Origin of the sequence: Agromyces tardus, assembly GCF_003710805.1 — a bacterium.
Lineage (GTDB): Bacteria > Actinomycetota > Actinomycetes > Actinomycetales > Microbacteriaceae > Agromyces > Agromyces tardus.
In genome coordinates this window covers 106945-126307 of sequence record NZ_RHHB01000003.1, presented here as the reverse complement: position 1 = coordinate 126307, position 19363 = coordinate 106945, and the positions used below count along the sequence as shown (strand labels likewise).

Here is a 19363-nt window from a genome sequence, read left to right as displayed (position 1 = left end):
GCGAGTGCGGAGGGAGCCGACGTTGACCACCTTCGGAATCGAGGAGGAGTTCTTCTTCCTCGACCCCGATACGATGCAGCCCGCGGATGTCGCAGAGCACGTGTACCGGCGGCTCGCCGTCGATCCCCGCTGGCAGGACGTGACGATGCGCGAGTTCCTCGCCTCGCAGATCGAGCACGCCTCGCGGGTCTTCACCGACATGACGGATGCCGCGGCCGAACTCCACGCGTTCCGTCGCGAGGTGGCCGCCGACGCCGGCCGGTACGGCGTGTCGGCCGCGAGCGTCGGCACGCCGCCCGACGCGCACGCCTTCCCGTCGATCACCGACAACGAGCGCTACCACCGGGTGGTGCGCGACATGGCCGGCATCATCGCCGACCACCAGATGAGCGGCCTGCACATCCACGTCGGCATCCCGAGTCGCGAGCACGGCGTCGCCGCGCTCAACGCCGTGCGGCCGTGGCTGCCGCTCCTCACGGCGATGAGCGGCAACTCCCCTCTTTGGCGCGGGTACGACACGGGGTACGCGAGCTGGCGCACGATCCAGTTGCGACGGTGGACCACGTCGGGCTGCCCGCCGCGGTTCACGGATGCCGCGGACTACGACCGCCGGCTCCGCCAGCTGCTCGGCATCGGCGGCACCGCCGACCTCGCGCTCATCTCGTGGAACGTGCGCCTCTCGGAGCACCTGCCAACGATCGAGTTCCGCATGGCCGACGCGCAACTGACCTCCGACGACACCCTGCTCATCGCCGCCCTGTGCCGCGCGCTCGTGATGCGGGCGGTCGAGGACGTCGACGCGGGCGGCACCGCCGACGCGCCGCGCGACGCGGTCACCGCGAGCCTCGCCGTCGACCTGCCGCCCGAACTGCTCTCGGCCGCGATCGTGCACTCGGCGCACACGGGGCTCGGCACCGACGCGTTCGACCCGGCGACCGGAACGCTCGCGCCCGCGGCCGACGTCGTGCGTCGCCTCCTCGACCACGTCGAGGAGCAGCTCGCGAGCACGGGCGATCGCGAGTTCGTGCACGACCTGGTCGAGCGGCTGCTCCGCGACGGCACGGGCGCCGCGCGTCAGCGCGCCGCGTGGCAGAAGAACGGCATCGCGGGCCTCCGCCGGCTCTACGCCGCCACGATCGCCTCGCCGCCGTACGTGCGCCGGAGCGAGCCGACCGCGATCGACGGGCCTCCCAGCGCAGCGGCTTCGGCCTCGACGCCGGCCTGACCCCGCCCGGACCGCGACCGCGCGCGACTCGACAGCGCGGCTCGGACTCACCCGGCCGCCGCGGAGGAGGCGTCGTCGGGCATCACCGTGCCCCGGACCACGCCGACGAGCCACGGGATCATGAGGATGGCGACGAGCCCGAGGCACAGCACGACGCCCGACGGCCGGGCGGCCCCGAGGCCCACCGCCAGGGCCGCTGCGACCAGGCAGGCGATCCGCTCGGGCCAGCCGGGCACGTCGGCGCCCGGCTCGCGCTGGAGCGTGCACCCGATGAGGGAGAGCAGCAGCACGGCGGCGCCGCCCGAGAGGACCCAGGCTGCACCGGCATCCGCTCGCCCCTCGCCGGCCCCCTCGACGAGCACGACCATCGACGCGCCGGCGGCAGCCGCCGCAGCGGTGAGCGGCAGGTGCAGTGCGAGCCAGCTCACCGCGGCCCCGGGTCTGGCGGCCGGGAGCCGATGTCCGACGAGGTCGAAGTAGGTCCACCACATGCCGAACCCCACGGCCAGGGCCGCCAGCGCCGTGGCGAGCTGGAGCCCGCCGAACTCCACGGAGGTGAGACCCTCGACGACGCCGAGGAACACCTCGCCCAGCACGATGATGACGAGCAGCCCGCTGCGCTCCGCGAGGGACTCGGTGACGGTGAGCGGGTTGCTGCGACCCGACGCGGTCACCCCCGACACGATCACGGCGAGCGCGAGGTAGGCCGCCGACATGACGCCCCAGGCGAGCACGCGCTGGGCGTCGTCGAGCAGGGCGGTGGCGGCCAGGAGGATCGCGAACGCCGCCGTGCCGACGATGTAGGGACGCGTCACCGGCCGCCAGCTCGGGTCGTCCTGCCGGGCCACCCACCACCACAGCACCGACATGAGGGCGAAGAGCGCGGCGGCCGACAGCGCGAATCCCGTGCCGGTCTCGCCGGGGGCGTCGGCGACCTGGGTCGCCATGACGGTGAGCACGAGCATCTGCGCGAACACCCGGTTGCGGCTCCCGACGTCGTCGCGGCCGTGCAGGTCGTGCATCATCGTGCCGTTCAGCCACGCGATCCAGATGACGGCGAAGACCGCGGCGAAGTCGCCGACGCCCTCCCATGTGAGGTGCTCGGCGAGGTGGTGTCCCGCCTGGGCGACCAGCACGACCACCACGAGGTCGTAGAACAGCTCGAGCGGCCCCACCACGCGGTCGGGATCGACGGCGCCGTGCGGTCGCGGCCCCTGGAACAGCCGGCCCATCCGCCGGCGCCAGCCGGTCGCCGTCGTGCCTGCGCTCATGGTCGGGCTCCTCACGTCGGATGCCCCGATCCTCGCGGCGCGGGGGCCGGGAGGCAAGGAGCATGGACCTCGAGGCCGTCGCGGACGCGTTCCGGCTCAGGCCAGCCCCATCTCACCGGCCCGCCGGATCAGCTCCCGCCGTGTCGCGAACCCGAGCTTGGCGAGGATCGCGGAGACGTGGTGCCCGGCGGTCTTCGGCGAGATGTAGAGCCGCTGCGCGAGCTCGGCGTTCGTGAGCCCCTGCGCGACGAGGCGGGCCACGTCGAGCTGCCGATTCGTGAGCCCGGAGGGGTTGCCGCGGGTGCTGGTGCGCGGCCGCACGGGCACCCGGGCGAGGCCGCGTGCACGCAGCGCGCCCCGCGCACGGTCGGCGGTGGCGATCGCGCCCATCGCGTCGAGCTCGTCGACGGCGCCGCCCGCGACGGCCTCGTCAGCGGACCCGAGCGCTGCGAGCGCGGCCTCGAACGGGGAGCCGAGCGCCCGCCAGCGCGCCGCGGCGTCGTCGACGCGACCGGCGAGCTCGAGGGCGAACGGTTCGGCCACACGCGGGGCCGCGACGGGCCGGCCGAGGCGCGCCAGCCAGACCGCGAGGTCGCCCGCCGCCCACTCGCCGCCGTTCCCGTCGTGCAGTCCGGCGATCGCGGCGTCGGCGCCGTCGAGGCGGTCGTCGTCCACGTCGAGCAGCCACGCCCGCTCCGCGATCGCCGCGAGCACGGGCAGTCGCGCCAACGGCTCGTCGAGTCGACCTGCGAGCTCCCAGGCCCGGTCGAGGTGCCGCTCGGCGAGCTCGCGTGACGCTCCGCGTCGCAGGAGGACGAGGGCCGCCACGAGGTTGGGCCACAGCAGGGCCAGGGGCGCGGCCTCCACCTCGAGCACCGAGCCGGCGTCCTCGAGCGCGGCCGCCCACCTGCCGCGCAGCAGGTGCAGCCGCCCCCGCACGCCGGTCTGCCACTGGCTGCACAGCGGGATGTCGCGGTCGACGGTGAACGGCAGCGAACGGGACAGGAGCTCTCCGGCCTCGCGGAACCGCCGGTGGTCGACATCGATCGCCACGAGATTCGAGTACCCGGTGGAAGCGGCCTCGTCGAAGCCGAGCACCCGGGCCTCGTCCGCCCAGTCGAGCAACTGCTCCCGGGCGGTGGCTGATCCTCCGAGCACGTCCGCGGCCGCGCCGAAGATCTCCGATCGCAGCCGCACGTCGTCATCGTGCCGCTCGCGGGCCACGTCGCTCGCCACCCGGGCGCTCGCCTTCACCGCGTCGACGTCGCTGCGGCGGAGTTGCAGATACATCCGCGTCGCCCACGCCGCGGCGTAGCCCGGTGAGTCGACCTCCTCGATCGCGAGACCGACGTGCCGTTCGGCCTGACGTCGATCCGCGCCGTAGTACTCGATGAGCGCCTGCCGCGCGTGCGCCGCAGCGAGCCGACGCCGGTCGCCGACGGCGCTCCACACGCGCCGCGCGTCGGAGATCGCCTCGATGGCGTCGGACAGGTGGCTGACCATGTACTCCTCGTAGCTGAGCCGCTCGAGCAGGTCGGCGCGCTCGGCCGGCTCGCCGATGAAGTGCTCGATCGCGAGGCGCAGGAACGCCACCGCCTCGGTGTGCGCGCCCGTGCGGCTCGCGTCGGCGGCCGCGGCATCCGCGTACCGTGCGGTGCGCCGGTCGTCCCCGGCGGCGCGGGCGTGGTGGGTCAGCAGGGCGAGGTCGCCAGAGCCCGAGCGTTCGAGGGCGTCGAGCATGCGCGCGTGCAGGGGCGCCGACGCGGCGAGCGGGATCGCGTCCTCGACCGCGAGGCGGGCGAGCTCGTGGCGGTACCCGACGCCGCGCCGGGAGCGCATCAGCAGGCCGGTCGCCTCGAGCCGTCGGAGCCGCGGCACGTCGATGTCGAGCAGCGGAAGGAGCCGATCGTCCACGGCGTCGGGCGCCGTGGCGATGAGCCGCAGCACCTCGAGGTCGTCCTCGGCGACGGCGTTCGTGCTCGCGAGCACCGCATCGCGCACCGACGCGGGCAGGCCCTCCCCCGGGTGGCGTACGATCTCGGTCACGTAGAACGGATTGCCGCCGGTGCGCGCGAGCACCGATGCGGCATCGAGTCCGGTCTCGCTCACGAGCGCCCGGATGGCGCGGATCGTGAGCGAGGGGACCGCGACGGCGACGGCGCCCTCCTGTCGGGCGATGTCGCCGAGCAGGGGCCGCACCGAGTGGCCGGCCCCGATCTCGCCGGGGCGGTAGGTCACGATCAGGAGGATCGGCGCGGACTCGATGCGGCGCACGAGGAAGCGGAGCACGTCGACGGATGCCTCGTCGATCCACTGCGCGTCCTCGATCACCACGATCGTCGGCTCCGCGGCGATCGCCTGCATCAGCGTGGCGGCGAGCTCGGCGGGGGTCGTGGCGCCGCCGAGGTCGAGGTGCATGCTGCGGCCGGCGGAGAGGTCCGTGATGACCTCGCGGATCGGGCCGAGCGGCCTCGGCGTCTCGAGCGGGTCGCAGAGGCCGCGGGCGACCCTGACGGTCGGCTCCAGCGCGGTCGCCGCCCGGAGCAGCGCGGACTTGCCCGCCCCCGACTCGCCGCTGATCGTGACGATGCCGCCGGCACGACGACTGCGGAGGATGGCCTCGCGCAACTGCTCGAGTTGCGGCTCCCGTTCCAGGAGTTCCACCTCCGCAGGATACGACGGTTCCGGCGGGCCGTGGAAGGTCGCCGCCAGGGTCGGGGCACGCCGCCGAGGCGGGAAGGCGCTGCGCCTTCCCGCCTCGATGACGGGTGTCGAGGTCACTGCAGCACGAGCTCCGCGGTGTGCGGGCCGAACTCGTAGGCCACCTCGGCGACGAGGTCGGCCGGGAACCCCCCGCGTCGCGCGTGCTCGATGATGGTGTCCGCATCCTCCGCCTCGTGCACGCAGTAGATCTTGTCGCCCGCGACGTAGCTGGTGACCCAGTGGTACGGCACCCCGAGCGAGGCGACGGCCGCGTTCGAGGTCACGGCGATCTCCGCGAGCTGCGCCTCGGTGAGCTCGCTCGCCCCGGGGATCTCGCGTTCGATGATGAACCGCTTCATGTCAGTGCTCCTGTTCTCGTGTCGCCGGCGGCGTCCGCCTCCGGTGACACTCAGGATCCGCCCGGAGGCATGCCCCCGACATCGGGCGCGACGCCCCATGTTGCGGTGAGCCGGAAACGCGAATCAACCGAATGGTGGAGGCCGCAGCGGCATCCGCGTGCCTAGGCTGTCGATGACCGCCGTGCGAGCGACGCGGGCGGCCGACGAGGTGGGGCAGGTACGCCATGACGAGCACCGCGGGCGCCGACAGCGGAATGGCCCGGTCCGAGCGCCGAACGGGCACCGCGGCCGACACGGTGCGACAGGTCGTCGTGCTCGTCACGTCGGTGCTCGCGATCGTGGCCGCGTTCCTCGGGTCGGGTGCGGCCGGCGGCACGCCGATCCAGGATGCCGCGGGCGGCTACCTCGACGCCGACTCCACGCTCATCGCGCCCGGCCGTGGCGCATTCGCCATCTGGAGCGTCATCTACACGGGCATGTTCGCCTACGCGATCTGGCAGCTGCTGCCCCGGCAGCGCGCCGAGGAGCGGCACCGTCGCATGGGGTACCCGATCGCCGCGTCGCTCGTGCTCAACGCCGTGTGGATCTTCGTCGTGCAGCTCGACCAGCTCGCGCTCAGCCTCGTCGTCATCGTCGCGCTGCTCGCGGTGCTCGCCTGGATCTTCGTGATGACCCGGCGGATGCCGCCGCGCGGCGCCGTCGACGGCGTCATCACCGACGGCTCCGTCGGGCTCTACCTCGGCTGGGTCTGCGTCGCGACGGCGGCGAACGCGACGGCCGTGCTCGTGGCCGCCGGCTTCGACGGCTGGGGGATCCCCGCCGAGACGTGGGCCGTCGTCGTGATCGCCGTCGCGAGCGCCGTGGGCGTGGCGCTCGCGGTGTGGGGCCACGGCCGCATCGCGCCGATGCTCTCGCTGTGCTGGGGCCTCGCGTGGGTCGCGATCGCTCGGCTCACGGACGAGCCGGCCTCGGTCGTCACCGGGGTCGCCGCGATCATCGGAGCCGTGGCCGTGGTCATCGTGACCGTGGGCGCGCGGGTGGCCGACATGCGCGCCGGAGGTGCGGGCCGCGCGGCCCGCGACGAGGCATCCGAGGGGGAGACCACCCCCGCCTGAGCGCGGGGGGCGCTGCGCTGGGGGGCGCAGCGAGAGTGGGACCGGGCGTTTCGGGTTCGCCCGGTCCCCTCGTCACTTCACTCCGCGCGGCCGCGATCGCGGGGACGGCACGGGCTCGGGGTCGCTCGGCCGCCGTGGATGCGGGCCGCGGCGACGGGCGGCCCGCCCACCGGAGCGGCGCCCTCCCTAGACTGAGGGCCGTGCTGATCACCGTCCTCCTCATCGCGGTCGCTCCCGCCCTCGCGATCCTCGGGTTCGGCATCGTCGCGCGCGCGGTCGCCGCGCAGCGCGTCACCGCGCGTGTGGTGCAGTACGCGCCCGAACGCGGCAGCACGGTCCTGCGCGACGCCCTGCTGGTCGACGCCGACCGCCTCGCCGTCGCGGCGGCGCTCATCGACCTCGCGGTGAAGCGCAAGCTGCGCCTCGTGGCGCAGGGCGGCAGGCGCTCCACGATCGGCGCCGAGCTCGCACCCGGCGCGACGCTCACCGACGAGGAGCTCTCGGTGCTCGAGGTGCTCTTCGGGCCGGAGCACACGTCGTCGCGGCTGCGCCGGTTCTCCTCCGACCGGCGCGCCCTGCAGGGACGCGTGCGCACGCTGCTGCAGGGCGTCGAGCACGCCCTGGCTCGCGAAGGCCTCGTCGCCCGCGACCGCGTCACCTGGCCGGGGACGACGCTCACGGTGCTCGCCTACCTCGGCATGCTCGTCGAGGGCGTGCTCATCGTCGTGACCCTCGTCGCCACCGACTGGGTCGCACTCGCGGCGGCGCTCGTCGCGCTCGCGACGACGATCGCGACGATCTTCGTCACGCCCGCATCGTGGCGGCGCTTCCTGCCGCCCGCGGTGCCGCGACGCGAGCACCTCGCCGGCCTCCGCCGGTACCTCGAGCTCGCCGAGGTCGATCGCCTGCGGGTGCTGCAGTCGCCCGCGGGCGCCGAGCTGCGCGCGGTCGAGGGGTCGGCGCACGCGCATGTGCCCGCGTCGGCGTCGGCAGCGGCGTCGGCGCGGAAGTCAGCGCCGTCGGATGCCGCCGGGCCGGCGGTTGCCACGAGCGCCGCGGATGCCGCGGGGCCGGCCGACGCCGACGCATCCGCCCCGCTCGTCCGCTTCCACCTGCATGAGCGGCTCCTGCCCTACGCCGTGCTCTTCGGCCTCGAACGACAGTGGATCGCGCAGCTGCAGCTCGACCACGCCGCCCTCGAGACGTCGAATCCCCACACCCTCGCCGGACTCGTCGACGTGACGGCCGAGGTGGCCACCGCGATCGACGCGGCCGGCGGCGTGCTCGAGCTGGCCGCGTCGCTCGGCGACCTCGTCGACGGCGCGGGCACGGTGCTCGTCGGGATCGGCGACCTGTTCGACACGCTGAACACCTGAGACGCGAGGACCACGATGACCGAGGAGGCCGCGGTGCCCGAGCAGACCATCACCTTCGCGGTCGACGGCGCCACCGTGTCGGGCGTCGCCGCGCGACCCGACGGCGCGAGCGCCACGGTCGTCGTCGCGCACGGCGCCGGCGCCGGCATGGAGCACCCGTTCATGTCGGGGTTCACGCGCGCGCTGAACGACGCGGGCGTCGCCACCCTGCGGTTCAACTTCCCCTACCGCGAGGCCGGGCGGAAGTTCCCCGATCGCCCGCCGGTCGCGATCGCGGCGTGGCGCGCGGCGACGGATGCCGCGGCGGCGCGTGCGCCCGAGGGCGAGCCGATCTGGGCGGCCGGCAAGTCCTTCGGCGGCCGCATGGCCTCGATGGCGGTCGCCGACGGGATGGCGGCAGCCGGACTCGTGTTCCTCGGCTATCCGCTGCACGCCCCCGGCAAGCCCGACCGGCCGCGCGATGAGCACCTGTACGGGCTCGAGGCGGTGCCGATGCTGTTCCTGCAGGGCCGCAACGACCCGTTCGCGATCCCGAACGAGCAGCTCGACGACGTGGTGCGCCGCATCGGACCGAACGCGACGCTCGAGTGGATCGACGACGCCACCCACTCGTTCGACGTCAAGGGGCGCAAGCGCCCCGCCGCCGAGGTCGGCGCGTCGCTCGCGCCGCGGGTCGCCGCCTTCGTGCGCTCGACCGATGAGGGGACCTTCGACGCATCCGCCGTCGAGCCGCCCGCATAGCGTCGATGCAGGGCGTTCGGAACGCCCGATGGGGGATCGCGAGCGTCGCGGTCCGGCCCGAAGACGAAGGCGGAGTGACGACGATGAAGGCATTGGTGTACCAGGGACCCGGCGCGATCGACTGGACCGACGTTCCCGATCCCGTGATCCAGCAGCCGACCGACGTCATCGTGCGGATCGAGACGACCACGATCTGCGGCACCGACCTGCACATCCTCAAGGGGGACGTGCCGGCGGTCACCCCGGGCCGGATCCTCGGCCACGAGGGCGTCGGCGTGATCACCGAGGTGGGCTCGTCGGTCACCGACCTCGCCGTGGGGGACCGCGTGATCCTCGCGTGCATCAGCGCGTGCGGCCATTGCTCCTACTGCCACGCCGGCCTGTACTCGCACTGCCTCGCGGCGGAGGGCGCGTCGGGCATCGGCTGGATCTTCGGCCACCTCATCGACGGCACGCAGGCCGAGTACGTGCGCGTGCCGTTCGCCGAGAACTCGGTGTACAAGGTGCCCGAGGGGGTCACGAACCAGCAGGGCGTGATGCTGAGCGACATCCTGCCGACCGGGTTCGAGATCGGCGTGCAGTACGGCGCCGTCAAGCCCGGCGACGTCGTCGCCGTCGTCGGGGCCGGGCCGATCGGCCTGTCGATCATCTCGACCGCCGGACTCTACGGCGCCGCGAGGATCGTGTCGATCGACCTCGACGCCAACCGCATCGAACAGGCACGACGCTTCGGCGCCACCGACGGCGTGAACTCCGGTGACGCCGACTGGAAGGACCAGGTGCTCGCGTTGACCGACGGACTCGGCGTCGACGTCGCGATCGAGGCGGTGGGCATCCCGCTGACGCTGCAGATGGCGACGGAGATCGTGCGACCCGGCGGCCACGTCGCGAATGTGGGCGTGCACGGGAAGCCCGTCGAGCTCGCGCTCGAGGACCTCTGGATCAAGAACGTCGTGATCTCCACAGGGCTCGTCAACACGAACACCCTGCCGATGCTGCTGAAGCTCGTGGCGAGCGGCAAGATCGACGCCGACGCGTTCGCGAGCCACCACTTCGCCCTCGGCGACATCCTCGATGCCTACGACACCTTCGGGCGTGCAGCCGAGACGAAGGCGCTGAAGATCGTCATCGACGCGTAGTGGGCGCCGGCGGCGCGGGGTCGGTGGCCTCGCGGCGCAGGTGCTCGTGCAGGGGTTCGCGGAGGCCGCGTCGAGCACGTTCCGCGCGGATCCACACGCGGGCGCGGCGCTTCGCGATCGCCCGCAGCCACACGGCCGCGAGCAGCAACGCGAGGCCGACGGAGTAGTACACCCAGAAGAACCAGTCGCTCACCGTGCCGTAGCCGAGGCCCACGTACACGCCGACGACGATCGCGCCGGCGAGGGCGACGCCGCCCGCCACCGTGAGCACCGCGGCGACGCGTCGCAGCCGGTGGTCGATCGGAGCCGCCTGGCGGAGGGCCCACCCCACCGCGTAGTCGTCGCGGATCGTCGCGACGACCGTGCGCTCGGGCGACGGTTCCATGTCGCCGAGCACCTGGCTCAGCCGCTCGGCCCGCTTGAGGTCGTCGCCGCGGACGTTCATCACCGCGATGAGCCCGCTCGCGGCGGCGGTGATGACGGCGACGGCGAGCGGAGTCCACAGGCCGGTCAGGAGCGCGGTGCCCACATCCTCAGCGTGAAGCATCCTCACCTCCACTCCGCTGGCCACACAGTACCAGCGAGCGGAACGGCGGGTCGAGACGCCGCCGGTCGCGTAGCGCGAAGCGCGTATCGAGACCCGCGCCGCCGGTCGAGGAGCGCGAAGCGCGTACCGAGACCCGCGCCGCCGGTCGAGGAGCGCGAAGCGCGTACCGAGACCCGCGCCGCCGGTCGAGTAGCGCGAAGCGCGTATCGAGACCCCTCCGTGAGATCTCGATACGGCGCTGCGCGCCTACTCGATCGGCGTGGCACACGGCGCTGCGCGCCTACTCGATCGGCGAAGCGGCGCTGCGCGCCTACGCGATCGGCGGGGCGGCGCTGCGCGCCGACTCGATCGGCGCGACGCGTCAGACGGGAGCGGGATGCCGCAGGCTCCCCCGAACCGCAGCGCCCGCTCCCGGGCTCATTGGGCGGTGTATCCGCCGTCGACGAGGTGGTAGCTCCCCGTGATGAAGCTCGCGGCGTCGCTCGCGAGGAACGCGACGAGCGCGGCGACCTCCTCGGGCTCACCGAGGCGGCCGATGGGGTGCTTGCCGGCGAGGAAGTCCATCGTGGCCTCGTCGAGGTTCGCGTCGAGCAGCGGCGTCTTGATGAAGCCGGGGCCCACCGAGTTGATCCGCACGCCCTGCGCCGAGTACTCGAGCGCCGCGTTCTTCGTGAGGCCGACGAGTCCGTGCTTGGCGCTCACGTACGCCGCAGAGTTCGCGAAGCCGACGCTGCCGAGGATCGACGCGACGTTCACGATGGATCCGCCCCCGTTCTTCACCATCGCGGGCAGCTGCGCCCGCATCCCGCGGAAGATCGACGAGAGGTTCACGTCGAGCACCTTGTCCCAGCTCTCCACCGGGTAGTCGCCGATCAGGGCGGCGGCGCCGCCGATGCCGGCGTTGTTCACCGCGATGCGCAGCGGTGCGAGCGAGTTGGCGGTGTCGATCGAGCTCTCGATCCACGCGGCATCCGTGACATCGCCGACGGATGCCTCGGCCTCGCCGCCTGCGGCCCGGATCTCGTCGACGACCGCGTCGGCGTGGTCGCCGTTCATGTCGTTGACGACGACCGAGGCGCCGTTCGCCGCGAGGAGCAGTGCGACCGAGCGGCCGATGCCGCTTCCCCCGCCGGTCACGATCGCGGAGCGGTCGCCGACGTCGTACTGGGCCATGGGGGATCCTTTCGCTGCGGAGAACGGGCGACCTCTCGCGTTCGCGCCAGCGGTCGCCCTCCGGGTCAGCATAGGCAGGGCGGCCGACGCCGGAGCGGGACGGAAGTCCCGTGACCGGATGCCCGCGGATTCCGAGACGCCATGCAGCCTCCGGGCCTACGCTGGGGCGCATGTCCGACGCCCCTCGCACACCGACGCGATGGGTGCGGCCCGCGGTCGCCGGCATTGCGGCGGTGCTGTTCGGCGCGGGGCTCGGCGAGCTCGCCGCATCCATCGTCGGTCCTGAGTCGGGGCCGTTCGTCGTGGTCGGATCGTTGCTCATCGACCTGGCGCCGCCATGGGCGAAGGATGCCGCGATCGCACTCTTCGGCACGGGCGACAAGGCGGCGCTGCTCACGGGCATCGGCCTCGTCGTCATCGTGCTCGCGGGCGCGGCCGGCTGGCTCGAGTGGCGCCGCCCGCCGTGGGGACGCGTGCTCATCGCAGCGCTCGGTGCCGTGGGCGCCCTCGCTGCGGCGACCCGCGCCGGCGCCGGCATGCTCGCGATCGTGCCCTCGGCGGTCGTGGCGATCGCGGCGATCGGCGCGCTGGGGGTGCTGCTGCGTCGGCTGGCGCCGTTCGTGCCCGCCGCGGCCGGAGACGCCGGCGCCGAGGCATCCGTGGAGGAGCGCCTCGCCGCATCCGCCGATCCCGCACGGGCCGACCCGCCCGCCCCGCCCGACCGGCGCGCCTTCTTCGCCTGGGCGGGCGGCGCCGCGGCCATCGGCGTGCTCGCCGCGCTCGGGGCGTCGGCACTGAGCGCGGGATCCCGCGCGGTCACCGCGGTGCGCGAGGCGATCCGCCTGCCGAAGCCCGCGACCCGCGCGACCGTTCCCGCGTCGGCGGAACTCGCGATCGACGGCCTCGCGCCCGTCGTCACGCCGAACGCCGAGTTCTACCGCATCGACACGGCGCTCAGCGTGCCGCAGGTCGATCCGGCCGACTGGAGCCTGCGCATCCACGGCCTGGTGGAGCGCGAGGTCACCGTCACGTGGGACGAGCTCCTCGCACTCCCCCTCGAGGAGAGCGTGACGACCCTGACGTGCGTGTCGAACGAGGTCGGCGGCGGGCTCATCGGCAACGCCGCGTGGCTCGGCTACCCGATCCGCGAGCTGCTCGCCCGCGCGGCGCCCACCTCCGACGCCGACATGGTGCTCTCCCGCAGCGTCGACGGGTTCACCGCCTCGACGCCGCTGCCCGTGCTGCAGGACGACCGCAACGCGATCCTCGCCGTGGGCATGAACGGCGACCCGCTGCCCGTCGAGCACGGCTTCCCGGTGCGCATGGTCGTGCCGGGGCTCTACGGCTACGTCTCGGCGACGAAGTGGGTCGTCGACCTCGAGGTCACCCGCTTCGACCGGGCGCGCGCCTACTGGAGCGACCGCGGCTGGAGCGAACGCGGGCCGATCAAGCTCTCGTCGCGCATCGACGTGCCGCGGCAGGGCCAGTCGGTGGCAGCCGGCACCGTCACCGTCGCGGGCGTCGCGTGGCACCAGCACACGGGCATCGCGGGCGTCGAGGTGCAGGTCGACGACGGCGACTGGCGCGCAGCCACCCTGGCCACGGCGATCTCGATCGACACCTGGGTGCAGTGGCGGTACGACTGGGATGCCGCGCCCGGCTCGCACACGCTGCGGGTGCGTGCGATCGGGGCCGACGGCGAGGTGCAGACCGCCGACGTCGCCCCGGTCGCGCCCGACGGCGCCACGGGGCTCGACGAACTCACGGTCGAGGTCGCCTGACCCGTACGGAACCGGAGCTGACCGGCTCATCCGGGTGGAGGACCCCGCCTCGCGCACAGCCCAGCGCTGACCGGCTGGCTCAGGTCGAGGATCCCGCTCCCGCACACCCACGTCGGGGGACCTTCGACCCCGGCGCGATCGGCCGACCGGCGCAGAGTGGAAGGGCCGAGGAGGCCGACATGTCCGCGCAACCACCCATCGCACCGAACCCGGGGGCGCCCGTTCCCGCGCTTCCCACCGCTCTGTCCGACCGGTCGTTCGTCGCCACCTGGATGTTCGCGTGGCTGCTCGGCTTCCTCGGCGTAGACCGCTTCTACCTCGGCAAGGTCGGCACCGGCATCCTCAAGCTGCTCACGTTGGGCGGCTTCGGCATCTGGTGGCTCATCGACCTCATCCTCACCCTCGCCGGCGTGCAGCGCGACAAGGAGGGGCGACTGCTGCCCGACTACGAGGAGCATCGCCTCGTCGCCTGGATCATCACCGCGGCCGGTTTCGGCCTCTGGTTGATCACGGCGACGATCTCGCAGGTGTACGGCGCCATTCCCCAGACGGTGCTGCCGATGATGCCGTGGTGGCAGGGGCAGTAGTCGCCCGCGATCAGGCGAGCGGCGGGGTCCGCGGCGGCGGGGTCCGGCGGGAGCCGGTGGCCTCGAACGCGGCGGCGAGGGCGAGCAGGGCCGAGTCGTCGTAGGCGCGTCCGGCGAACGTGAGGCCCACCGGCATCCGGATGTCGCGCATCAGCCCCATGGGCACCGTCACCGTCGGGATGCCGAGGTGCCGCGGCACGAGGTTGCCGTTGGCGACCCACACGCCGTTGCGCCAGCCGAGATCGGCGGATGCCGCGTTCACGTCCATGTCGGCGGGACCCACGTCGGCGACCGCGGGGAAGACCACGGCATCGAGGCCGAGGCCGTCCATCCACTGCTCGAGGTCGATGCGCCGGGTCTCCTCGAGACCGCGGAGGCCCTCCGCGAGCTCGGGCATGTCGTCGAGCGTCGCGCCCGGGTGCGAGCGCGCCCAGTCGGGGTACTCGGCGATGTCGTCGTCGAACCCGGTGTAGCGGTCGGGCAGCGCGCCCTCGGGGTGCGGGAAGATGCGGGCACCGTCGACGTCGGCGAGCGAGCGCAGCGCCGGGTCGCCGTTCGCATCGAGGAAGTCCTGCCACGACCACGCCGACAGGTCGACGATCTCGCGGTGCAGGTACTCGGGGCTCACGAGTCCGCGGGTGGCGATCGTGGGCGCGCCGGGCCGGTCGCCCTCGTAGTTCGACACGACGGGGAAGTCGACGAGCACCACTTCGGCGCCGGCGGCCTCGAGGTCGCGGCGCGCGGCTTCCCACAGTTCGATGACGGATGCCCGGGTGTCGATGCGCTGCCCGGTCGATCCGCCGATGCCGGGGCTGCGGCCGGGCTCGGCCGTGCCGGCGTCGGGGTCGGCGTTCACGTACATGCGCGGCACACCCAGACGCCTGCCCGCGAGCACGCTGGCGGCGCCCGCATCGAGCGCGTCACTTCGCGTCGCGGATGCCGCGGAGTCGGTCGCGTCGCGTCCGGAACCGACGCGCTCGGCGTGGGGAGCCCGCTCCGCGGGCGTCGGGAGCAGGGCAACATACGACTCGGGGCGTACCGACGACGCGGACGGGATGGACACCCACGGCTGCGCCCGCCAGAAGTCGCCCCGGGTCTCGGGGTCGTCGGCCACGATCACGTCGAGCACCTCGAGCAGGTCGGCCATGGTGCGGGTGTGCGGCACGACCACGTCCATCGTGGGCACGAGCGGCCAGTTGCCGCGCACCGAGATGACACCCCTCGAGGGGGTGTACGCGCAGAGCGCGTTGTTCGAGGCGGGCGCCCTGCCGCTCGACCAGGTCTCCTCGCCGAGACCGAACGCGGCGAAGCTCGCCGCCGTCGCGGTTCCCGAGCCGTTGGAGGAGCCGGAGCCGAACGCGGCCGTGAGGAACTCCGCGTTGTACGGGCTCTCGGCGCGGCCGTAGACGCCGCGCTGCATGCCGCCGTTCGCCATCGGGGGCATGTTCGTGAGTCCGATCAGCACGGCGCCGCCGGCTCGGAGTCGCTCGATCGTGAACGCGTCGCGCTGGGCGACGAGGTGCTCGAACGCCGGGCTGCCGGCCGCCGCAGTGAGGCCGCGTGCGAGGTAACTGTCCTTGGCGGTGTACGGGATGCCGTCGAGCGGACCGAGCGTCTCGCCGCGCGCGCGGCGTTCGTCGGAGGCGCGCGCGTCGGCGATCGCGTCGGGGTTCATGACGACGACCGCGTTGAGCGCCGTCTCCGTCCCCGGGCCGTCATACGCCTCGATCCGGGCGAGGTACGCCTCGACCAGGCCCACGCTCGTCACGCGCCCGCGCTCGAGCGCGGCGCGCAGCTGGGCGATCGACGCCTCGACGACGTCGAACCCGTCGCCGCTCATCGGGCGCCGCCCAGCGCCGGCTGCTGCTGCGTGATGCAGTGGATGCCGCCGCCGCGGGCGAAGATCTCGCGCGAGTCGACCGTGACGACCCGGCGCCCGGGGTACGCGTCGGCGAGGATCTCGCGCGCCGCGGCATCCGCCCGCTCCTCGCCGAAGCCGCATGCGATCACGCCGTCGTTCACGACGAGGTGGTTCACGTAGCTCCAGTCGACGAATCCCTCGTGGTCCCGGAGGGTCTCGGGCGCGGGCAGGTCGATGATCTCGAAGGGGCGGCCTGCGGCATCCGTCTCGCCCAGGAGGCGCGCACGCAGGTCGCGCGTCACCTCGAAGTCGGGATGCCCGGGGTCGCGCTGCTCGTGCAGCAGGAGACGCCCGGGCGACGGGATCGTCGCGACGATGTCGACATGTCCGTTGGTGCCGAACTGGTCGTAGTCGCGGGTGAGGCCGCGGGGGAGCCAGATCGCCTTCGACGTGCCGATCGTACGTGCGAGCTCCGCCTCGACCCGGGCCCGGTCGGCGTAGGGGTTGCGGCGCGGGTCGAGCTGCACCGTGTCGGTGAGGAGCACGGTGCCCTCGCCGTCGACGTGGATGCCGCCGCCCTCGTTGACGAGCATGCTCGACACGAGCTCCGCCCCGACGCACTCGGCGATGAACCGCGCGATCTCTGCGGACTTCGTCCACTCGGCCCACTCCGGCGCGCCCCAGCCGTTGAAGATCCAGTCGACGGCGCCCAGTACACCGGGCCGTTCGTCGTCGACGACGAACGTCGGGCCGAAGTCGCGCATCCAGAACTCGTCGAGCGGCGCCTCGACGAGCTCGATCTCCGCGGAGAGCATGCGGCGTGCCCGTGCGGTCTCGGTGGGGTCGACGACCATGCTGAGCGGCTCGAAGGGGGCGATCGCGTTCGCGACGTCGGCCCAGGCGGCGTAGCCGGCCTCGCGCTCCGCGTCGGTCTCGCCGAGGGTCAGCCCCTCTCGCGGGAACGCCATCCACGTGCGCTCGTGCGGCGCGGTCTCTGCGGGCATGCGCCAGGTCATGCGGGCACCTCCATGTTCAGGGTACGGGTGGATGCCGCGGCATCCGTGGTCTCGGTGGTCGGGTCTGTCGTGATCGGGTCTGCGGTGCCCGGGTCTGCGGTGTTCGGGTCCGCCGTGTGCAGGTCTTCGGATGCCGCGTCGCGGGCGTTCGCGGTCGCGTCGGCGCCGACCGCGGCAGCACCCGTTGCGCCCGGTCGCCGCGACGCGTCGCGATACGGGTCGGTCCTCAGCCAGAGCAGCGCGTAGAGCCCCCCGGCGAGCACGGGACCCACGAGCGCCGACAGGTCGGCCCCGCCGAGGGCCGCCGCGATGGGCCCCACGTACAGCGTCGTGTTCGCCATCATGACCGCGACCGCGGGGGCGACGAGCATCGTGACGACGCCGGGCAGGAACACGCCGCCGCGGTACCAGAAGGGGCTCGCGGGCGTCGTGTCGTCGAGCGCGCGGCCGTCGTAGCGGTTGCGGCGCAGCAGGATGTCGACGGCGTACACGGCGACGAGCGGGCCGAGCACGGTGACGCTGAGCTCGAGCGACGAGCTCAGCGTGTCGAGGAAGCTCGGCGTGAGGAAGAGCACCCAGCCGGCGACCGCGGTGGCGATGACGCCCGTGACGACCACGGTGGCCGCCCGGGAGATGCGCACGCCGAGCGCCTGCAGGTAGAAGCCGGTCGAGTAGGCGACGAGCACGTTGTTCGTGACGCTCGAGAGCACGATCATGCCGAGGAACACGGGCGTGAACCACGCGGGCACGATCTCGCCGATCGTGAGCTGCGGGTCGGTCATGTCGATCGCGGTGCCGGCGACGATGCCGAGCACGCCGATGACCAGGGCGGGCACGAACCCGCCGAGCGCGGTGTACCAGGCGACCGCGCGCTTCGAGACGTCCGCCGGCAGGTAGCGCGCGTAGTCGGCGCCGGTGCCCCACGACAGCGGGCTCGACGCGACGATCGCGAAGCCGAGCAGCAGCACGGCCCAGTGGTCGGCGACCGGCAGCGACTGAGGCGCGTACGAGAAGTCGGCGGCGGCGAACACGAAGACGGCGAGCACGATGAACACCACCGCGAGCGCCGCCGAGAACCACGGCGCGAGCGCGAGGATCGTGGCGTGTCCGTAGACGCCGATGACGAAGCTCAGCACGCCGATCACGGCGAGCACGGCCCACTCGGCGCCGCCGGGGAGCACGATGCCGAACTGCGCGAGCAGGGCGATCGCGGCGAGCGTCGCGAAGGCGACGTTGATGATCTCGTAGAAGAGGCCGATGGCCACGCCGAGTCCGGCGCCGAAGATCCGGTTGCCGCGCACGCCGAACATGGCGCGCATGATCGTGACGCTCGGCGCTCCGGCGGCGGGGCCGCTCACGGCGAGCCAGCCGACGGCGGCCCACCAGAGGTTGCCGAGCACGGTGACCGCGAGCGCCTCCCAGATGGAGAGGCCCAGCAGCATGAGCACGCCGCCGATGACGAAGTAGAGGTAGCCGACGTTCGCCGACATCCACACCCAGAAGAGGCCCGACGGGCGGCCGTGCCGGTCGGACTCGGGGATGGACTCGATGCCGTGGGTCTCGATGTGGCCGGCGCGGTCGGCGGGCACGCCGGCGTCGTGCTCGTGGTGGTGGGCGGGGGCGGCGGATGTCGCGACGTTCGCGTGCGCGGCGGCGGGCACGGGGCCGACCGACTGCGCCGCGCCGGGGGCCCGCTGCCCCGGCCCCGGGTCGATGTGCTGGTCGTTCATGTGCGGAAACCTCGTTGTCTCGACGATGAATTCTTATTGATCACTTGATCAATAGTGTGAGACGCTACATAGACTGGCGGCACGATGTCAAGACCCGAACGCAAGAAGGCGGCCCGCAAGAGCCCGGCGGAGCGATCTGCGGAGATCGCGGATGCCGCGCGGCACGTGGCCCTCGAGCAGGGGCTCGCGGCCGTGACGCTGCGCTCGGTCGCCACGCGCTCCGACGTCGCTCCGGCGCTCGTCGCCCACTACCAGCCGAACATGGACGCCCTGATCGCGAGCACCTTCGCCACGATCGTCTCGGCAGAGATCGACGAGGTCGTCGCGCTGCTCGCGACCCTCCCCGGCCCGCGCGAGCGCCTCGGCGTGCTGCTCGACACGCTGCTCGACGGCACCCGCGACGACGTGACCGTCGTGTGGGTCGAGGCCTGGGCGCTCGGGCGCCGCAACGACGCGCTTGCGGCATCCGTTCGCGGGCAGATGGACGCCTGGCAGGAGGTCGTGCAGGGTGTCGTCGAGCAGGGCGCCGCGTCGGGCGAGTTCGAGACGGATGACGCGGCCGCCGTCGCGTGGCAGTTGCTCGGCATGATCGACGGCCTCAACGCGCAGGCGCTCGTGCGGTGGGGCGACGCGGGCGATCGCGGATCGCTCATCCACCGGGCCGTGGAGGGCATGCTCGGGCTCGGACGCGGGGCGCTCTCGACCGCACGCTGAGTCGCGGCATCCGCTCGGGTGCGGC

General features: G+C 73.2%; 16 protein-coding genes. 8 read left to right on the top strand and 8 right to left on the bottom strand.

All coding sequences use genetic code 11. The annotated features are described in order from the left end of the window. The first annotated feature begins 22 nt into the window (after window positions 1-22). The gene (locus tag EDM22_RS03645; protein ID WP_170963995.1) at window positions 23-1225 is read left to right on the top strand and encodes a carboxylate-amine ligase; all 1203 of its coding nucleotides are present in this window, start codon (window positions 23-25) and stop codon (window positions 1223-1225) included. Window positions 1226-1272: 47 nt separating this feature from the next. On the opposite strand, the gene EDM22_RS03640 is transcribed toward EDM22_RS03645, so the two are convergent. The 3 genes from EDM22_RS03640 to EDM22_RS03630 form a co-directional block, all read right to left on the bottom strand. Further along, window positions 1273-2496 carry a low temperature requirement protein A gene (locus EDM22_RS03640; RefSeq protein WP_212591880.1) on the bottom strand — a complete coding sequence of 408 codons (1224 nt, stop codon included), beginning with the start codon at window positions 2494-2496 and terminating at the stop codon, window positions 1273-1275. 96 nt (window positions 2497-2592) lie between these two features. Further along, entirely contained in the window at window positions 2593-5160 is a 2568-nt protein-coding gene (locus EDM22_RS03635) for an ATP-binding protein (protein ID WP_122935699.1), read from the bottom strand. Between the two features lie 113 nt (window positions 5161-5273). Next, a complete protein-coding gene (locus EDM22_RS03630; RefSeq protein WP_122935698.1) occupies window positions 5274-5558 on the bottom strand; it encodes a DUF4242 domain-containing protein in 285 nt (94 codons plus the stop codon). 224 nt (window positions 5559-5782) lie between these two features. On the opposite strand from EDM22_RS03630, the gene EDM22_RS03625 reads away from it, so the two are divergent. The 4 genes from EDM22_RS03625 (at window position 5783) to EDM22_RS03610 (ending at window position 9929) form a co-directional block, all read left to right on the top strand. Then, window positions 5783-6673, top strand: a complete 891-nt coding sequence (locus EDM22_RS03625; RefSeq protein ID WP_245989162.1) for a tryptophan-rich sensory protein — start codon at window positions 5783-5785, stop codon at window positions 6671-6673. A 200-nt stretch (window positions 6674-6873) separates the two neighbouring features. Next, window positions 6874-8049, top strand: coding sequence for a DUF2207 family protein (locus tag EDM22_RS03620; protein WP_170963994.1), 1176 nt, complete (start codon window positions 6874-6876; stop codon window positions 8047-8049). A 15-nt stretch (window positions 8050-8064) separates the two neighbouring features. Continuing rightward, window positions 8065-8790: an alpha/beta hydrolase family protein gene (locus tag EDM22_RS03615; RefSeq protein ID WP_122935696.1), complete on the top strand. Its 726-nt coding sequence runs from the start codon at window positions 8065-8067 to the stop codon at window positions 8788-8790. 83 nt (window positions 8791-8873) lie between these two features. Continuing rightward, window positions 8874-9929: a zinc-dependent alcohol dehydrogenase family protein gene (locus EDM22_RS03610; RefSeq protein ID WP_122935779.1), complete on the top strand. Its 1056-nt coding sequence runs from the start codon at window positions 8874-8876 to the stop codon at window positions 9927-9929. On the opposite strand, the gene EDM22_RS03605 is transcribed toward EDM22_RS03610, so the two are convergent. Both EDM22_RS03605 and EDM22_RS03600 read right to left on the bottom strand, forming a co-directional pair. Then, window positions 9916-10476, bottom strand: coding sequence for a hypothetical protein (locus tag EDM22_RS03605; RefSeq protein WP_138708014.1), 561 nt, complete (start codon window positions 10474-10476; stop codon window positions 9916-9918). The two genes, EDM22_RS03610 and EDM22_RS03605, sit on opposite strands and share 14 nt — an antisense overlap. A gap of 417 nt (window positions 10477-10893) precedes the next feature. After that, entirely contained in the window at window positions 10894-11649 is a 756-nt protein-coding gene (locus EDM22_RS03600; protein WP_122935694.1) for an SDR family NAD(P)-dependent oxidoreductase, read from the bottom strand. A gap of 170 nt (window positions 11650-11819) precedes the next feature. On the opposite strand from EDM22_RS03600, the gene EDM22_RS03595 reads away from it, so the two are divergent. Both EDM22_RS03595 and EDM22_RS03590 read left to right on the top strand, forming a co-directional pair. Then, window positions 11820-13430, top strand: coding sequence for a molybdopterin-dependent oxidoreductase (locus EDM22_RS03595; protein ID WP_122935693.1), 1611 nt, complete (start codon window positions 11820-11822; stop codon window positions 13428-13430). A 179-nt stretch (window positions 13431-13609) separates the two neighbouring features. Continuing rightward, entirely contained in the window at window positions 13610-14017 is a 408-nt protein-coding gene (locus tag EDM22_RS03590) for a TM2 domain-containing protein (RefSeq protein WP_122935692.1), read from the top strand. A 10-nt stretch (window positions 14018-14027) separates the two neighbouring features. Here the strand turns inward: EDM22_RS03590 and EDM22_RS03585 are convergent, their stop codons facing one another. From EDM22_RS03585 to EDM22_RS03575, 3 genes are read right to left on the bottom strand one after another with little or no spacing between them, the layout of a single operon-like run. Next, window positions 14028-15857: an amidase gene (locus EDM22_RS03585; protein WP_122935691.1), complete on the bottom strand. Its 1830-nt coding sequence runs from the start codon at window positions 15855-15857 to the stop codon at window positions 14028-14030. Next, window positions 15854-16894: an agmatine deiminase family protein gene (locus tag EDM22_RS03580; protein WP_122935690.1), complete on the bottom strand. Its 1041-nt coding sequence runs from the start codon at window positions 16892-16894 to the stop codon at window positions 15854-15856. Before EDM22_RS03580 ends, EDM22_RS03585 begins: the two co-directional genes overlap by 4 nt. After that, complete coding sequence (locus EDM22_RS03575; protein ID WP_122935689.1) at window positions 16891-18624, bottom strand: purine-cytosine permease family protein; 1734 nt, start codon at window positions 18622-18624, stop codon at window positions 16891-16893. Before EDM22_RS03575 ends, EDM22_RS03580 begins: the two co-directional genes overlap by 4 nt. An 84-nt stretch (window positions 18625-18708) precedes the next feature. Here EDM22_RS03575 and EDM22_RS03570 point away from each other — a divergent pair, with 84 nt between their 5' ends. Then, complete coding sequence (locus EDM22_RS03570; RefSeq protein WP_122935688.1) at window positions 18709-19338, top strand: TetR/AcrR family transcriptional regulator; 630 nt, start codon at window positions 18709-18711, stop codon at window positions 19336-19338. Window positions 19339-19363 lie beyond the last annotated feature (25 nt).

Excerpts from the sequence above, each read along its gene's own strand:
- EDM22_RS03640 (WP_212591880.1), bottom strand. The coding sequence starts at position 2,496 with ATGAGCGCAGGCACGACGGCGACCGGCTGGCGCCGGCGGATGGGCCGG.
- EDM22_RS03630 (WP_122935698.1), bottom strand. The coding sequence starts at position 5,558 with ATGAAGCGGTTCATCATCGAACGCGAGATCCCCGGGGCGAGCGAGCTC.
- EDM22_RS03625 (WP_245989162.1), top strand. The coding sequence starts at position 5,783 with ATGACGAGCACCGCGGGCGCCGACAGCGGAATGGCCCGGTCCGAGCGC.
- EDM22_RS03615 (WP_122935696.1), top strand. The coding sequence starts at position 8,065 with ATGACCGAGGAGGCCGCGGTGCCCGAGCAGACCATCACCTTCGCGGTC.
- EDM22_RS03610 (WP_122935779.1), top strand. The coding sequence starts at position 8,874 with ATGAAGGCATTGGTGTACCAGGGACCCGGCGCGATCGACTGGACCGAC.
- EDM22_RS03605 (WP_138708014.1), bottom strand. The coding sequence starts at position 10,476 with ATGCTTCACGCTGAGGATGTGGGCACCGCGCTCCTGACCGGCCTGTGG.
- EDM22_RS03600 (WP_122935694.1), bottom strand. The coding sequence starts at position 11,649 with ATGGCCCAGTACGACGTCGGCGACCGCTCCGCGATCGTGACCGGCGGG.
- EDM22_RS03595 (WP_122935693.1), top strand. The coding sequence starts at position 11,820 with ATGTCCGACGCCCCTCGCACACCGACGCGATGGGTGCGGCCCGCGGTC.
- EDM22_RS03590 (WP_122935692.1), top strand. The coding sequence starts at position 13,610 with ATGTCCGCGCAACCACCCATCGCACCGAACCCGGGGGCGCCCGTTCCC.
- EDM22_RS03585 (WP_122935691.1), bottom strand. The coding sequence starts at position 15,857 with ATGAGCGGCGACGGGTTCGACGTCGTCGAGGCGTCGATCGCCCAGCTG.
- EDM22_RS03580 (WP_122935690.1), bottom strand. The coding sequence starts at position 16,894 with ATGACCTGGCGCATGCCCGCAGAGACCGCGCCGCACGAGCGCACGTGG.
- EDM22_RS03575 (WP_122935689.1), bottom strand. The coding sequence starts at position 18,624 with ATGAACGACCAGCACATCGACCCGGGGCCGGGGCAGCGGGCCCCCGGC.
- EDM22_RS03570 (WP_122935688.1), top strand. The coding sequence starts at position 18,709 with ATGTCAAGACCCGAACGCAAGAAGGCGGCCCGCAAGAGCCCGGCGGAG.